This window comes from Rania fehmarnensis, assembly GCF_056494185.1.
In genome coordinates this window covers 3,132,483-3,149,456 of the sequence record NZ_CM151398.1, presented here as the reverse complement: position 1 = coordinate 3,149,456, position 16,974 = coordinate 3,132,483, and the positions used below count along the sequence as shown (strand labels likewise).

Sequence of the window (16,974 nt, the reverse complement as noted above, 5' to 3'; positions counted from 1 at the left end):
ATTGGTTAGTTCGCGACCTCCGTGTGCTGAGTCGTACGTCCGTCAGGAGAGCTCAATCGCACCTCAATTCGCGTAAACGGAACGCGCACAAATGCATAGTATTGGTAACTTGGACCATCGCCCAACAAGCGACGGACTCGCAATGCATCCGTACCCTCCGGCACCTGGCCCAGTACATCCAGCGGAACACTCGACAACAAAAACTGCTGCGAGATCGTTGGTCGCGCCACGATGCGGTTACCGATCACAAATGGCGGGCGAAAAACAGTGACGCGCAAAGTGTAGTTGCCAGGATCGATCGGCGTAGGACTGACCCATCTGAGCATCTTGCCAGTTGGAATAGGGAAGGTGGTCAGTTCAAAATCTTCGAGTATCGGCTCGGGCAAAATGTGGCCCGGCATAATCGTCGCCAATGACTCAGCCGCTCGGCCAAGCGGATCGATAATGCGCATGCTAACTTCGACAGCTTGATTAATATCTGCGCGGCGAACGATAGCCGTATACAGCGTCGGTTGATTCGGAGCACCAATTGAACGCCACAGCATCGGCTCAGTTCCGGGCTGGCTGGTGGGCAACGCGGCCAGCGAACCTCCATAGGCCAAGAGCGGCGGCGCGTTGCTGTCGCCACCAATCACTTTAGCGTTTAGTGATAGTTGATGTGGTCCAAGCGGCGTCTTGGCAACCGGCGCGGAACTGGTCCACGTAATGCGCACATCGGGTGGCGAAGTGCCAGGCCAATCGAGAGTTAATGGCGAAGCATTTGGTGGCGAATTCGGCGGAATCACTACCCAGCCCGCGGTACTGGCTGGTGAACGCGCGGCCAATGTTCCCCGCAATACATCGTCGCCCGACCAGGCCACGGCTCGATACCAAACTCGGCGCCATGATTCCCCGGGTGCATCAATGCCTTTAGCCAGAGTTATATGTGGCCCCAGCGTATCGCTGACCTGCGTTACTTCCCAACCTGGAGAATTTGAATCGATCGTCGCCACCGGTGGACCCATCGTATCGAGTTCTTTGGCGGCATCATCTACGCGAACGCGAAATAGCTCTACACGTTTGACTCGAGGACCTGGTCGCGTCTCCAATCGCAGACGAGAGCGATACTGATTGGCCGCGGGATCAAGAAAACTGGCCACTTCCAGTGTCGGCGCTGCGGGTTTAGGTACGCGGGGAACAGCCAAGGCGTACATCGATGTTACGGAAGTTGGCCAACTGGCTTCGACTTGTCCTGCGCTGACCCCTTGAACGATATACACATGAATCGAGGTCGTACCGCGCGGCAATGCAACATCTAAAGAGTTGGCAGTTATCAAGCGACTGCCCATTCGCGTGAACTCCGAACGCAATTGATCGGCATGGGCGTTGAAGATGTTCTTCAACTGTGTCAGCCGTTGGCTGAGCGTTAAACTGGGGTCAGGTTCCAAAGAAACATTAAAACCCAGTTCGCGAGCCTTGGCACGCAAACGTGATTCCGAAGATTCATAAATGAAATAGCCCGCTGCGCCAGCGGAGGCCGACCATTTGAGTATCGCGTGAGCTTGTCCCGAAGCATCGGGCAAGCTGGTCAAGTCCACGATGTCCGGGATGATAACCGGCGGCCGCGGATCGGAAGTCGATACAAGTTTCAACTGCGGGCTCCAGCCACCGACACGTTGCGGAGCGATCGCTTCGCGCCCTTGAGCCCATAGGGCAAGTCCAATATGTCCGGTGCCAGTGAAGTCCAAGGCGAACCCCGGAATCGTGACTCGATATCGCCGCGCCTCGGCGCCTTGCTGTATACCAAAGGCAACAATGTTTTCACCACTGGGGTCAAGGGCCAGGCAGTGAACCAACGGATCGTAACCTGGCCAAGTCGCACTCGGTGCGCCGTTGGCGGCTGGCGCATTGAAACGCAACGTAAAGGTGGTGGTCGCCGGACCAGTTAGACTGGTTTGCAACCCGTTGGGCAACGAATCATCGACAGGTGGTTGGCCATGGAAGTCAGCTGCAAACAAGCGGCCGCGAAAACTTATCGTCAATGGACTACGAACGCGCCAATCCCATAGGAACTCCACCACCAAATTTGCTGTGCATACTGTTTCAGGTGCCGTGGGCACTTGTCGGAATAGCAATTCAGCGGAAACGATACGCACATGGTCGACCGGTGGTTGCTGGGCAGTACTGACAACTGAAACCCACCTGCTCCATTGACCATATATGTCTTGATGGGCTACGGCGAATTGAAGAGTGCGACTACCGGGATTACTGGGTATATCAATCTCGCGTTGGACCGCGCTGACTCTGTTAGGTTCAACGTCACCCGGCTGAGTAAAGTAATTGATGGCGATGGCCAGCGGCGTACCATCCAGACGCTTGTTCATGATCAATGTGGAAGGCGTCGGTGGACTCAACCCAGCACTGGCGAAGGCAAAGGACCGCGGTCGAAACAGTGGTATTGGAATAGGTCGTTCCCACGATACGCGGAACGAGGCTCGCCAATCCTGATCTCGGCTCTGTGGCCGAATGTCACCCATTTTTTGAGCCAGCATGTCAACAGGAATCGGTGGTAGAACTGCTTGAGATGGTGTGGGCACCAGGGCTGCCAGCTCGATCGGATCACTTTGTCCATCGGCGCCTTTTTCGAAGCGAGCTGTAATCATGTAGTCGAATTCGTCCGGCTGACCACCTTGTGTTCGATCAAATTGATACGCCGTGCCGAAACCCAAGCCCATGCAGTTGAACAAATCTGTGCCCGCAGCCAGGTAGGTCATGCCCAGCGGCGACACGTTGGAACTCGATCCGGGCTCGGTCATCGATTGACCCGATGAGTTTTGTGGTGGTGGCATCTCTTTATTGATGAGCTTGAACTTATGATCCTGAGGTGCTGCAGCGGCAATCGATCGCAGATCAAACAGCAGTGGATCTTGCAGTTCTTTCACGACCGCCACCGGATCGGGTGCAACCCATGTTGGAGCAGGTAGGCCAGGCGCGATTTCCGGAACCCAGCCAATGGGCGGCATGCCACGAATAATTCTCTCGATCGCAGCTTGTTTCGAGTCGGTGAATGACCCAAATATGCCTTGTTCAATACCATGCAGACCAATACCCTGGCCCGCCCACCGATCCTTCTCGACTGGCAGTCCAACAAGTTCTAACCTTTCCCAACCATCATCAGCTGATAGATCATGGCTGGCCACCCCAGCGATTGAATTGATGACTGGTCCATTGGGCAGAACCACACCTTCCATGGCGGGCGCAGCCAATTGCACCACTTGATTAGCGCCTGGCGGTATCGTAGCCAAAGCCACGATGTGACGCGCTTGCAGTTGTCCTATGAACCCATACACGACTCCGCCCGAACCCGAGAAGTTTATGACGACTTTCGAGTAGGCTCGATCGAAGTACAGCAATTGCCCCAGTCCAAGCAGCTGCGTAGAGACGCTGGTGACGCTGATGTTTTTCGGTCTGGTTAAACGACGATTGCGCCGCCAAACGATAAACGGTTCAGTCGGTAAACCTTGAGTTGTGTTCAGCAGCCAGCGCAAGTGCAACACGGTCGGAAGATTGCCACGTTCAATGCCCAAGCGGCGGGCGACGACGGGCCAATTGACTATGGCACCTTCAGCTTGAAACTTTTGTGCATCGACAATAAACGCCATTATTCATCTTCCTCCCACGGCGCTCGCAGGAGCACGGTGTTGAGCACGGAGCACAACTCGTCGCTGGCTGTTGGTCCATCGAGATACGAAGCCTTGAGTGCTATCCTTCGCAAACTCAATCCCAGGCGCTTACCGCGAGCATTAGGTTTGAGGATGACTAGCGCACGCTGGCCGCCAGGCGCACGCACAATCTGCTGGACGATTGCGTCTGCACTAGAGTCAGCTTCCAGCCGCAGCCATTCAACGGGCAACAAATGCGTTTGCATGGCATGGGGCGGGTGCGGATCCTGCAATTCAGTTGGTAAACGTCGCGAGCGCCACATCGGCTCCGAAGAATCGAGCAGCACTGCAGCCGGTTGTGGCTGGCCACCGGGCGTTTCTTGCCAAAAGACAATTGCACCAGGCGAAGCTGGTACGACCATCGGTTCCAAGCCAGCGTCCATCATGGCGGCGTCCAATTGATTGCCTTTAGGATCCATCGCCCAAGGCGCGCCGGCGATAGCTTGCAGGGCATTCGGTTTTACAAAGCGATCAACGATCCGCGCCACGCGGAACGAATCAGCAAACTCTTTTAAAGTCAAAAACCTGCCGGTGCTAAAGTTGGATCGCCAAACAACTGTCCCTGTCGACGTACTGGCGGCGCCAATTGGCAACATTTCAATTTGCAATTCGTAGTCAGTTAGCGGTTCCAAGGGAATGGGGATGGTGGTTACCGAATGCCGATCGCGAGTTCCGCTGATCGCCACACAGGATGCAGATAATTGTTCGATCGCCACCGCTTCCCACGGCGACAACAAACTGGCCGCTACGGGCTTGAGCGAAACTGAGTCTATTGGGAATGGATGCAGCACCGAGCCTGTGCTTGGTAGTGGTCGGAAGGATGCAGCGCGAATGCGAACATGCAACTGCTGGCCATACGCTTCATAGATGCGTCCAACGTCAGGCGTATTGAAAGACAAACGCAATGGTACTCCACCAAAGTAATGAAGCTCGCCGTCTTCGGGCGAACAACATGTGACCCAAGGATCCAACCGAGGCGGAGGATCTTTGTCGGTAAAGAACCAGAACTTCTCGACCTGATCAGTCAGGGTGCTCAAGGGTTGCACCGCCTGGCCGGGCGGTCGCTTGCCATGAGACACATCGTATTTGACTTCAACCGCATAAGCGGTGGCCGGTTTCAGCAGCGCCTGCCCAGAACTGCTGGCCCCAAGCGCAGCCTCGAGTACTTGTTGTTTGCGTTTCTGTTCGAGTGTGTCGTAGTCGGATCGCTGTACTTCCGCCGCTGTTAGCAATTCAATGGCCGCTACATAGAACGGGCGTAGTAGGTGATCGAGGTGCCACTTGGTATCGCGCGGTTGCAACCCAATATGCACGCGATCAGCCTCTTTGTGTCCATCCAGTTGCACCAATACTCCGACGTAGCCTTGCGATTGCAGTCGCAGTTGATGCTGCGTCAAGTGCTGCACATCGTCGCTCCATGGTCCGCTAGGATCGAGCCACTGAGGCGGTAACCCAGTGCCGGGCACTATGAACGATGTATCGAGCGTCTGCTGGGTGAGTATGTTCCCGAAAGGATCCGTAGTAGCCACGACGACGATCTTCGATTTCAGGACCTCGCGCTGAACAAACAGATAGATCGTCGTCGTTTCGATTGGCCCGGTCAGCAAGACTATGGTGTCATCCAACGGTGCAGGAATAAAACCGAGTTCGTTACGATCTTTATGAGCTTGTTGGATTCGCTCCACATCACCTAGTGGAAATGGCTCGCGGCCATCGAAGATGGGAGCTGCCAGGACACGACTTGTGCAACCAGTTTCGTTTTGATTGACGCGACGCGGCGCGACAACTACGGACGACAACATCGATCGACTGACTTCCAATCCATTGTTGGCGCGAGCTGCCAACTCGACCAACGTGAACTCTTGACTCGAAAGGACGTCGGGATGTTTTTCGCCACGAGCGGCGGCCACCGGATTTAGTGGCAAACGACGCGGTGGACGATCGGGATTGCGCGGACGCGGACAAACGACCGGCATACCTTCAATTGCTGCCGGCACAATACCAATCAAGTTGTCAATGGACGCGACACCGGTGCGCCAATATTCAATGACATTGAGCATGAGATTGGGCCCGGTCGATCGCACCGTACCTGGCGGATCAGGCCAGGCAGTGCCATCCAGTCGCCAACCAAAGAGGCTGGGCCCGAAAGGTTCGTGCAAGAATGTAAACAGGACTGTGGTGGGCGGAGCCGCCTGAGCGCACACCGTGCCCCAAGTCTCATGAAAGGACTCCTCGGTGTAGTCGTTGCGAATCAAGGCTTTGGGAGTCGGATCAGGCACCCAGCTGAGCAAACCAAGCTGCGCCGCTAAGTTTTCATTACCTGCCTTTTGCGGCCACCAGACTGCAGGTGTACTGCCATCAAGCAAGTCACCGATCAATTGAACACTTTTCAGATCATACATGTACACATCATCGCCGCGCTGCACCCAACCATCCGCAGGCGCGCCAGGTGTTCCGGGGTGCGGATCTACTAGACTTTGGTTACGGAAGATGTAAGCCGTGTTAGCGATTACCGGCGGCATTGAGAACATGGCTAATGGGATCGCATCGATCGGTACTCGTCGATCGCGCAGCGGAATTGGATCAGCGATTTGCCCTGGAGGCGGTGGCGGTGGCGGATCGGGTGGCTCAGCTGGTTGGCTGTCCGATTGGATGCCCTCGGCGATACTGGCATCGATTGGTTTATCAATACCTGTGCCGATCGCCAAGGCAGGGCTGCGGCTAACTAGTTTCAAAGCTTGAAACAGAGCGGGCGGATCTGCTACCGGATTAGAGTCGGGACCAATTTGGAAATGAACGCAGCCTTCCACGTCAAAGAAAAAGAATTCGACCTTGCCACAAATGTCGCCGGATACTCGCGACACGCGCGAATGATCAGGCAATTCGCCGATCAAGACATTCAGATTGGCCCAAGCACTGATGTCGATGATAAACAGATGCAGTGAACCACGCACATAGAGCGTACCTGCCAACAAGAACGGTTCGATGCCCAGCACCGCATCGAACCCAGCCGCCACCTCGACATACAGTCCGACACTCTTGCTGCCCCATACAATAGAAACATGCAAACCGGCAGCGATCGCAAATCCATTGACCGGCACGGGCAAGCCGGCGGCGATTTCCCCCGACTCGAAGCCTTTGCCTGTCAGCATTGCATAGCCGGAGCCTTCAAAGACTTCCAAGATCTTGGCGTGAACCTGATCGACAAATCTGCCCACGAACAAATGCCAGTTCTTGGGCGTGCCAAAGTCAAAGAAAGCCTCGACCGGTATACGAATCTCCAACAGCGGCTTGATGTCAAAGTTGATCGAAAGACCAACGGTCAATGTACCGCGGCCCATGTCCAGATCGATGACTGCCAAGAAGGTTCCTTCAGCATCACCGTGCAGTTCGGGAGCTGGCGCCATTAACTTGGCCTTCATCATCAGCAGCAATCTCGGCCCCGGTAGCTCCAGTAGAACCACTCCCTTGAGATTGAAGATGACTTTGGAACCCATCGTGCCCAGAATGGCGCCGACCCCAAACGCCCAGCTATCTAGCTTGGGTTCCCAGGCAGTGATGTCCGTCGGATTGCCGTGCGCCACTTCCTTAAGCCATTGCAGGGCAGGCGCCATGTTGACCACTTCAGGCTCTTTGCGCGTATAGTGCATCGCAAACAAGCCCAGGAAGCCGTAGATGCCCAAGCCGGAATTTGCCAGCGGAATAGCTACTGGGAATTCGACTTCGATAGAAACGATAACTCCGGTTGCATCGCGCCCACTTTCCGTGATATGAGCGATGCCCAAGCCAGCGGCCACGCGCAGTTGGACTGGCACGATGGTCAGATCAAGCTGTCCCTTGAGCTCGCGCTCATTCATCTCCAGCACACCTCGAGCGGTGATCGCGCCGGGTATGTTAATGCTGGCCGCAAAGGCAGTTAACTCCGGAGCACTTACCGGGTCAAAGTGCAAACGAATGCGAGCCCGTTCGATGGAGACAACGCCCAGGTCAACTGCGAATCCTAAATCGATTTCAAAGATCAGCGGGTTATTGCGCGCGATCCGCGCACCGAGCACTGTCAGAATCTTGTCCAGCGGAGAAGCAACTGTGATCGATCCGGGCTTGGATACATCGATCGTATAACCTTTCGACGCATCAAATACTGGTCGAAACTGAAAGCCTGGTTGATCGGTAGTGTGCCCTACGCGCACGCCCACGGCTTTATAACGGATACATAGCGGGTCTTCACGTTTGATATTGATTAGTGTCAAGCCGCCGATGGACACATCCAAACTGATCGCGGCTTCTAGATCGAACAGCATGGCTGTTTCGATGCCCGAGGGCCGCTGTCGAAATTGCAGTTCGCCACCGTACCAAATCACGCGTTCGCAGCGCACCTTGACTGGGCTACTTCCGATTTCCGCCAGGCCAGCAATACCGGCTGGAATCAGCAGCATGGCACCTGTCATGGCCAGTTCCGCCAGAGCACCTTCGTTGGCAACCGCGCCTACACCTGCGGATATCAGTGGCATGAAGACAATCGTCGTGCCAAAGAAATTCAAACCGAAACCTGGTTCGGTATTTGGAATCAGTCCAGGTCTGGTGCCCCATAACATCAATCCATCGATGTCAGCTGGATCGGTACCGTAGTAGCCAGTAATCGATACGCTATCGGTCGCATCATCGATTTGAATGACCAATCGTAAATCAATCAGGCCATCCGCTGGATTGGCGCCGAGCGTTTCACCTTCGGGCAAGGTACCTGAATGGGATGGTGGCATACCGGCTTGCAAACGATCCTCGGCCGCAGTTTGCACATCGATTTTGGCCGTAACTTCACATGCCACAAATTGATTACGAACAATGCGCACCTTGGCGCCCATTTGTTTGAACCAACGCGGCGGCGGTGGCGGCTGTTGATTGGGCGGAGGTGGTGGATCGAGTACCGTGCCCGGTTCAACAGTAATGATTTGCGGATCGCGATGCAGCGTGCCAGTAGAAATCGAACCTGGTGTCGATGCCGGCGGCCAATGCGCCACAGCTTTCCACCAGATGCGTCGAGTTTCAACTTCGGGAAAGCCCTGATTGGGCCAGTTGGTCATATTCTCATGATGATCGACGACCTTGATGTTCTTGGCCTGCAGTGCACTGTCTTGGCTAACGAGATTCTCAATAATGGCGCGCAAGCCCAGCGCACGGCGTTTGGCCAAGGCTGCGTTATAGACGCGTTTTGTCTCGTCGACTGCCGCCGGTGGTGATGGACCTTCGTAGCTGGCAAAGCCCTCAATAACGATGTCCACATCATTGGCCAGGTTTCGAAGAATCGGTAAGAGCTTAGTGGCGACGCTGTCTCCACCAACCCAATCGGCCGTTGTGCCCGTATCTTCTGCAAACGTAGTGTGCGTATTGTCGGAATCCAGAGCGAAAGCGCGGGTTTGAGATTCGGTCTGGAGGTTGCCAATGATTTTGGCGGGAGGTTTATCAAAGCGGAAATAAGACGTGAACTGGCCGACGCCCACTTCAGCCGGCAAGCTGGCACTGACAGCCACGTCGGGGCCACCTGCGGGCAATTCCACCGTCAACGTAGCGCCGGTTCCAGCGGGTGATCCATTCTGCGTCCATACAGTCTGCGCGGCCCGATTGGGCGCGAGATCTCGCAGGCCTACGACAACCGAATTGCTATTGGATGAAATGATTTCCAAGCGTGGAGACTGAACCACCACGCCATCCTGCAGAGTGCTGGCGCCGCGCAACTCTGCACTGGGAATCGGGCCGGCAGTCGAAGTGCCCGGTATAAAAACCGGTTCAGCCCGACGCGTACAGGTAATCGTCAGAGTGGCCGTGCGCTGCGGACTACTGGTATCGTTGGCCACAATTTCAATCGTGACGCTCGTCGAAGCCGTCAGATCAATATTGACTTCACGCACGTTAGCCGGCGCAGCGCCGTCGATCGCTACCATGGTAGTAATCGGCGTGCGCCCACCCCCGACATCGACAACCATCCGCGATTTGGTCGGCAATTCGACCGTGGCAGTTGTGGGGGACGTGCGCACCAGGCCAAAACCGCGTTGCTCAGCATCGTAGAATCGCGCTGACAGTTTCAAGGGACCGGCACCCTGGTCGAGCACATTCAACGAGAAATCGCCGGTAATGCCCGAGGATGCCCCAATACCGATCAAGAGATTTTCGACACCAGCATCGACCGCAAAGTCCTCAGCCCCATGCGGCGCGATGAAGAGCCGAATCTCGGGCAAGTACAACCCGGTCCAGGATTCATCGAAACCAAACTGCGATAAAACATCTGGCGGCGTCGACTGGTCGGATAGATCCAGTATGCCTGAACGAAAGCCGAATCCGACGACCTGCGATGGTCCTATAAACGCATACGGCGGTTCCATTTTGATCAGTTCGGCCACAGCCAGATCGCCTGGGTCGTCCAAGCCCGATGCACCCAACGACAGCAAGGTGGCCGTAATGGGATCGTTAACCAGCGGCCCTTGTGCGAATCGAAATCGTAACCGAGGAAGAGTTATGGTTACCTTCTCGTGTTGAAGATCCGGTACCAATTGACCATTGGCTTCACGTTTGGCACCACGCAAAAACGGAGGCCGCAACACCACGCCGGTTAGCAATAGATCAAGCGTAAAGCCTGTGGTTGGATAGTCCGACGGCGGTAAATCGCCGGGCACTGCGTCGTAGGCTGCAAGCACTTGGGCAGTATTGGCGAAGGCCGCATTGGCTCCAATCAAGGCGACAGCCGATGAAACCTTTTGCGACGCTACACGAGGGACGAGCAACTGAAAGTCCAACCTTGTATCGCGCACATCGATCCATGGATCGCGTCGCGATGAATCGGTTTCTGGATGGTTCTCGGTGTTCGAGGTCGATATCGACATCGTGCTGGGATCAATGGTGAGGTTGCCCTCAAATTCCACAGTCCCGCGAATCGTAATCCCATCTTCGTCTGCAGCAATTTCGTACTCAGCCACACGCAAGATGGAGAGAGCCGCATGCCACTGGCCAAACGTATCGCCTTGTAGCACATAGGGCGAAACCAGATCAATTAGCGAAAGCTCAAACGGCATGGCTGAGAACCTCTTCGCTTCAGAACATGTTATTCAAACTCGTGAACCGATAGAGTCTACGAGTTGAATGTTCAAATCTTATCAATTGCAAATCCGTTTCACAACAAATTTTATAAATCTTTGGCAACTAGCGATCCTGCGTCGGTTATAAAAGCTGGTTTCACTGTCAGATAAAAGCTGGATTCACTGTCAGATATCAGAGGAATATATTTTTTACTAATGTATTTATCGAGGTCAGCAATAATATTTCTCCACAGCTTTCACGATTCATGGGATAGACGCTCAGCGTGAACTGTGCTCTCGCATTGAAGGTAGGCGGCCAAGTACTAAAGGTCTCACCCCAATGCTTGCTCTTCTTCGTACTCGTACTCCTACTCCTACTCCTACTCGATTGGTTGACTCGCCGAAGGATTCGAGTAGGAGTAGGAGTAGGAGTAGGAGTAGGAGTAGGAGTAGGAGTAGGAGTAGGAGTAGGAGTAGGAGTAGGAGTAGGAGTAGGAGTATGTGGAGGTGGAGGTGGAGGTGGAGTAACTGGCGATCCGCCATCTTGTGGTTGGCGGGTTCTGAACTTAGCCGGAGATTCCATCGATTCACGCCGATGACGAGCAGTTTCGTGCATTTGGATGACATCCTGGTCGGTGAGTCGTTACACTGGAGGCGGCCCTCGTTTGCAGCTACGGGTTCAATTTTCGACCAGCAGCGGGTGGCCACGACTCTTGAAGGCACACGGTTTTCATGGACAACGCTGAAATTGTATTGAGTGTCAGGCAACTGGCTGAAGATTTGCGCAGGTTGACTCCGAGCGAGATGTTGGACGGTTTAGCCTATAAGCGATTGGCCAGCGTTCCCGGCAAGGGCGGTGCGTTAACTCAGTGGTTCAATCGCGAGACCGATCAGCGCAAGAAACGCATCATCAGCGATATCATGGGTCACATTGCCCGTGCCAGCTATCAACAAAAGACAGAGTTCTACGAGGCGACAGCCGACGAACTTGAAAAACTCTGCGATCGCATGGATGGCGTCGAGTAGATGAAGCAGCGTATTCTGCCCTTAAGCGTGCAGGATCGAACGACCAGCTCAATTGCTGGACTGCTGATTCTCAGTGGGCTGCTGCACTTTGGGCTATGGATGGTGTGGCGACAATCCTGGGAGGGAGCAGTCTCGCTGCGAAAGCCTGCGCTCTTTGGTATCTCCAGCGGCTTGACGCTGTGGTCGCTCGGCTGGGTGCTGAGCTGCCTGAAGTCTCAGCCTCGGAATCGATTCTGGATGCACACCGTCGCGTGGTGTTTGCTGGTGGAAGTGGGGCTGATTACGCTCCAGTATTGGCGCGGCGTGGCCTCGCATTTCAATCATGCCACCAACATGGACCGTGTCATTGAACTGACGATGCTGGCGCTGATTTTGGTAGTGACCGGGTTCATTGGTTGGATTTGTGTACGAGCCGTGCAGCCGATCGACAGGTCCGCCAGCATGGTACTGGCCATTCGCGCGGGCCTGGTCTTGCTGCTTGTGTCTTGTTTATTGGGCGTAGGTACCACGGTATTGGGTCACTGGAATCTGGCCAATGGCAGACCTCCTGAATTGTGGGGCCGGGCCGGGGTCTTAAAATTTCCACACGGTATGGCTTTGCATGCGATTCAGTTGTTGCCGATTAGCGCTTGGTTGATGGAACGTTGGCGTTGGCGTAGCGCCTATGCGATCATTCAAGGGATCGTCGCTGCACAGGTGTGCTGGCTGCTGTATGCAGTTTGGCAAACTATGCATGGTCGGTCGCGCTTCGATTTGGATACGGCCAGTGTGAGTTTGCTCGTGTTGAGTGTTATGTGCGTAGTAATTCCACTGGCTTGGAATGGCTTGTATGGACGACCAGTCACCTAACCCTCAATTTCCGCTACACAGATGGAAATCAGCTTGACAATGTGTCAGAATTGCCCGTAGTCTATTTTCCCACTTCTCATTTTGAGGATCTGATCGATGAAATTGCGCTCCTGCATTTGCGCTCTGGCCTGCATAGCCGCGGCATCTAACCTGATGGCCGCCGAGACGATGAAGGTCAACACGGAAAAATCCAAAGTCGAATTTGTTGGCAAGAAGGCGGACGGACAACACAAAGGCGGTTTCAAAAAAGTTAGTGGCGAAGCCGTGGTCGATCACGACGAACCTGAAAAAGGCTCGCTGAAACTAACCATTGATGCCACCAGCATTTGGTCCGATGATGCCAAGTTGACTGACCACCTCAAGAACCCGGACTTCTTCAACGTCCCGAAGTACCCCACGATTACGTTCGAATCTACCAAGATCGAAATCAAGGGCGAAGCCGAAGCGGAGATCACTGGCAAGTTGACCATGCTTGGCAAGACAGTGGAAACCAAGGTGCCGGTCAAGGCATCCGTGGCCGACGATAGCACGCTGGTACTGAAAGCCGTTTTCAAGATCGACCGCACCAAGTGGGGTATGAACTACAAGACAGAAAACATCAACAAAGAAGTCGAACTAGTTGCCGACATTGAACTAAAGAAGTAGTTCTCGGTGGATCGCCCCACGCTTATTACGCTGATCATCGCCCTCGTTGGCTGCGGCCTGGCCGTAGCCATCGAGCGTACTGGCCGATACCGAACCATTGCCGCGCATGTACTTTCCATAGCGTGGGGTTCCATTTGCGTACTAGGTTTCTATTTGCAATATGAACGCTGGCCACCTCTGGCTCTGACGGCAGGCGCACTGGATGCGGAGCCGTGGGAAATGTTTGTGTGGCCGCTGTTTGTCAGTTGCTGCCTGTGGCCGCCTCTGCGGCAGGCCACGGCGACCTCTATCGGAAAGCGTTTGGGACTGGCAATTCTACTCGCGGTCATCACGCTAACCGTTTCACTCGCCACCGCCGAGCGATTTCAAACGTTGCATGCGGGCAATGGGGCTTGGACTTTAGCAGCCCTGGCCGCTCTGAGCCTGAACTACCTGGCTATAGAATGGTTGGCACGCAGTGGAGCAGGGCGCTGGTGCTTGCTGGTACTTCTGGCGCAGCTACTCACAGCCACCGCACTGGTCATGACTTGCTACGGCTCTTGGGGCGACTGGTGCAAACAAGGCAGTTTCGGACTAGCGATTATTAGCCTGGTACGCATATTGGTTCCGCTACGCAGCACAACTGCGACGACTCTTGCCAACACTGGTGAACGCCGCACCGACTTAATGCCCGACACCATGGAATCATGGTCCCTCTCCTTGGCCTTGCCTGTTGTACTTTTGAGCGCAGGCATACTGATGCACATTCGCGACTACAGCCAAATCGCCTTGCCGACCTGGCTGGCACCAATTGCGTTAACTGTTCCCGCGCTTATTGGCTTGGTTGATTATCGATTTGGAAGTCGGCGTGGGCCTTGGTCGCGCGTGGCCATAGCAGCCATCGTAGCCATAGTTCTATGCGGAGGAATTCTCGCTGGCGTGTTAGCGCAGAGTAGTGGCCAAGAAAGTTGGTAAAGTGCCAACCCAACCTGATCTCAATCTGCAGACGGTGGCGCACTGGATGCTTTATTGGACAGAGCGAACTCTCGACGATAGATCGGTTTGCGATACGCAAACTGTAGCCACATAGCCGGATAGAGCAGCCAATCCAAGATAAGCGTAGGCGAGCGATACTCGATTTGGTCGATAATTTCGGTTCCATCGCCAGAGCGGATCAGCCGATGACGATGTTTCCAGTAGCGCAAGAAGAAGGGCAAATCCTGCCCTTTATCCACAAAGTAGATTTCCGAGTGCCTGGCTGCTTGATCGGCGATAACACTGGTCCAGGTTTGCCGAAAGAAAATCATATTCAGTTCGATTTCGACGATATCCCCGGTCATACAACCATCGAATCGCAACAGGCGTATACGAGGAAAAGGTGGCGCCAGCTTGAGAAACAGCTCGCGATCGAATCGCTGCCAGACTTGTTCGAGCGGTTGGTCGACTTGAGTTCTAAAGATGAGTTTCATAGCCTAAGTATAAGCACCTTGGCCACCCAACGTACACGACTAAGCCGAGTGCCCGGGAGGGCGAAGGTCCTCCTGAGCCAAACACCGCCTTGTAATGTAGAGCGGCTGTCCCCAGCCGCTTAGAACCCTCTAACCCAATTCTCGACCGAATGTAGAGCGGCTGTCCCCAGCCGCTTAGAACCCTCTAACCCAATTCTCGACCGACGGAGGCCGTGTTTTTTTTGGAGTGCTGCGGCGCAGCCGCACCTTTGATGTAACAACCAAACGGTACCGCAGCCCATACGAACCGTTGGTCATCAGCGCTAAGAGTGCGTGTAAGGCTAACGCCTACGGTTTAGTTGGCCAGCGCAGCCGTGGCCTTGAACGCTTGGTTATTACATCAAAGCTGTGGCTAGCGCCACAGCACTCCAAAGAAACCGAGGCTAACGCCTACGGTTTAGGTGCGGGGCGGTGTCTGGTTACAATAGAAGTATGAGAATTACATCTATACCGCAAATTTATCGCAATCTTCGCCGGTGGCAGGAAATTATCGTCATCCTGCGGCGTTACGGGCTGGCCGATTGGCTCAGTCAGCTGAAGGTCGATTTCATTCGCGATTGGATCAAAGACGAGCAGGGCGTGCCGCTGGCCAGCTACAGCCGCGAATCCCGCATTCGCATGGCCCTGAGCGATTTAGGCCCCACGTTCATCAAGCTAGGCCAGGTCCTCAGCCTCAGGCCCGATACCATTGGACCGGCGCTGGCAACAGAACTGGCTCAACTGCAATCGCAGGTCGCCGCTGATTCGTTCGAAGACATCAAAGGCGTGGTCGAGCAAGAACTCGGCAAACCGCTGGACGAAATCTTTTTGACTTTCAGTGAGAAACCGATCGCTTCGGCTTCGATCGGCCAAGTCCACCTGGCTCAACTGCTCGACGGCACCGAAGTAGTCGTAAAAGTGCAGCACGTGAACATTCAAGCCACCGTGCGCGAAGATCTCGAGGTCATGGCCGGTTTGGCCACGTTGGCCGAGCACTTACCAGAACTGGCGGCCTGGAAACCGCGCACGCTGGTCGAACAGTTATCCAAGTCACTGCGTCGCGAACTGAACTTTGCTCGTGAACTTCAAAACCTGCAACTGTTTGCTGGCCAATTGCATGGCTACAAAGAAGTTTGCATTCCGCGACCGTTTCCCAAGTACAGTACGCAACGCGTCTTGACGATGGAACTGCTACATGGCCGGGACGTTAGCGAATACTCCAAAGAATCCCAGTTCTCCGAACAAGCTCGACAACGATTGGCGCGCCTGGCCGCCGAAGTTTACGTCGAAATGATTTTTATGATGGGCGTCTATCATGCAGATCCGCACCCGGGCAACGTGCTCGTGTTGTCCGATGGCAAACTTGGCCTGCTCGATTTCGGTATGTGCGGTCGCATCGATGATCGGCTGCGCGAGAACATCGAAGAGATGCTGATGGCAGTGCTCTCGCGCGATGCCTCACTACTGACATCGCTGATCAAGCGTGTCGGCCGCATGCCTCCGAAACTGGATGAAGCCAATCTATCGATCGACGTAGCCGAGTTGATTTCAACATATGGTTCGCAGCCTCTGTCAAGCTTTGATTTGGGTGGGGCACTCAACGACGTCACCGACATCTTGCACCGGCATCAGATAACTCTACCACCGCAGACTTCGCTGTTGATCAAGATGTTGATAACTCTCGAAGGCACGCTGCACTCGCTGTCGCCCACCTTCAGCTTGATCGAAGTCATGCAACCGTTCTTTCGTCGCATGTGGATCCGGCGTTTGTCGCCCAAACGACAAGTCAAACGCATGCGGCGCATCTACTTTGAACTGGAGAATCTATTAGAAACGCTGCCAGGACAAGTCAGCAACGTCATGCAACTAGTTCAGGAGGGCAAACTGGATGTGCACCTCTCGCATCGCGGACTGAGTCCGTCGGTCAATCGTATGGTGCTCGGTCTGCTCGTCAGTTCGCTCTTCTTGGGTTCGTCTATACTTCTGGCGTTCAAAGTACCGCCCCTGCTGTTCATGACGCCTGGCTGGATGGGCATCGAACGCCTGAGCCTGTTCGGTATCTTAGGATACGCCTTCAGCACACTGATTGGTCTAAGGCTCCTGCGAGCCATCAGCCGCAGTGGGCATCTTGATCATGTGGATGCTGATTGAGGCAGCTCAACTCCTAATCGTACTCCTACTCCTACTCCTACTCGACCGGGTACTCGAACTCCATTTCGA

General features: G+C 54.6%; 8 protein-coding genes. 5 read left to right on the top strand and 3 right to left on the bottom strand.

What is annotated here, in order from left to right; all coding sequences use genetic code 11:
- Positions 1 to 5: 5 nt before the first annotated feature.
- Positions 6 to 3,641, bottom strand: a complete 3,636-nt coding sequence (locus tag SH573x_RS10615) for a hypothetical protein (RefSeq protein ID WP_479354857.1) — start codon at positions 3,639 to 3,641, stop codon at positions 6 to 8.
- Positions 3,641 to 10,765 (bottom strand): hypothetical protein, encoded by a 7,125-nt coding sequence (locus SH573x_RS10610; RefSeq protein ID WP_479354855.1) that lies wholly within the window; start codon positions 10,763 to 10,765, stop codon positions 3,641 to 3,643. Before SH573x_RS10610 ends, SH573x_RS10615 begins: the two co-directional genes overlap by 1 nt.
- Before the next feature lie 735 nt (positions 10,766 to 11,500).
- Here SH573x_RS10610 and SH573x_RS10605 point away from each other — a divergent pair.
- From SH573x_RS10605 to SH573x_RS10590, 4 genes are all read left to right on the top strand, one after another.
- A complete protein-coding gene (locus tag SH573x_RS10605; RefSeq protein WP_479354853.1) occupies positions 11,501 to 11,794 on the top strand; it encodes a hypothetical protein in 294 nt (97 codons plus the stop codon).
- Positions 11,795 to 12,643 (top strand): hypothetical protein, encoded by an 849-nt coding sequence (locus tag SH573x_RS10600; protein WP_479354852.1) that lies wholly within the window; start codon positions 11,795 to 11,797, stop codon positions 12,641 to 12,643. It abuts the gene before it with no gap.
- 96 nt (positions 12,644 to 12,739) lie between these two features.
- Positions 12,740 to 13,288 carry a YceI family protein gene (locus SH573x_RS10595; protein WP_479354851.1) on the top strand — a complete coding sequence of 183 codons (549 nt, stop codon included), beginning with the start codon at positions 12,740 to 12,742 and terminating at the stop codon, positions 13,286 to 13,288.
- 6 nt (positions 13,289 to 13,294) lie between these two features.
- The gene (locus tag SH573x_RS10590) at positions 13,295 to 14,242 is read left to right on the top strand and encodes a hypothetical protein (protein WP_479354849.1); all 948 of its coding nucleotides are present in this window, start codon (positions 13,295 to 13,297) and stop codon (positions 14,240 to 14,242) included.
- A gap of 20 nt (positions 14,243 to 14,262) precedes the next feature.
- On the opposite strand, the gene SH573x_RS10585 is transcribed toward SH573x_RS10590, so the two are convergent.
- Positions 14,263 to 14,736, bottom strand: coding sequence for an SRPBCC family protein (locus tag SH573x_RS10585; RefSeq protein ID WP_479354847.1), 474 nt, complete (start codon positions 14,734 to 14,736; stop codon positions 14,263 to 14,265).
- Between the two features lie 471 nt (positions 14,737 to 15,207).
- Between SH573x_RS10585 and SH573x_RS10580 the strand changes: the two genes are divergently transcribed.
- Positions 15,208 to 16,905, top strand: coding sequence for an ABC1 kinase family protein (locus tag SH573x_RS10580; RefSeq protein WP_479354845.1), 1,698 nt, complete (start codon positions 15,208 to 15,210; stop codon positions 16,903 to 16,905).
- Positions 16,906 to 16,974 lie beyond the last annotated feature (69 nt).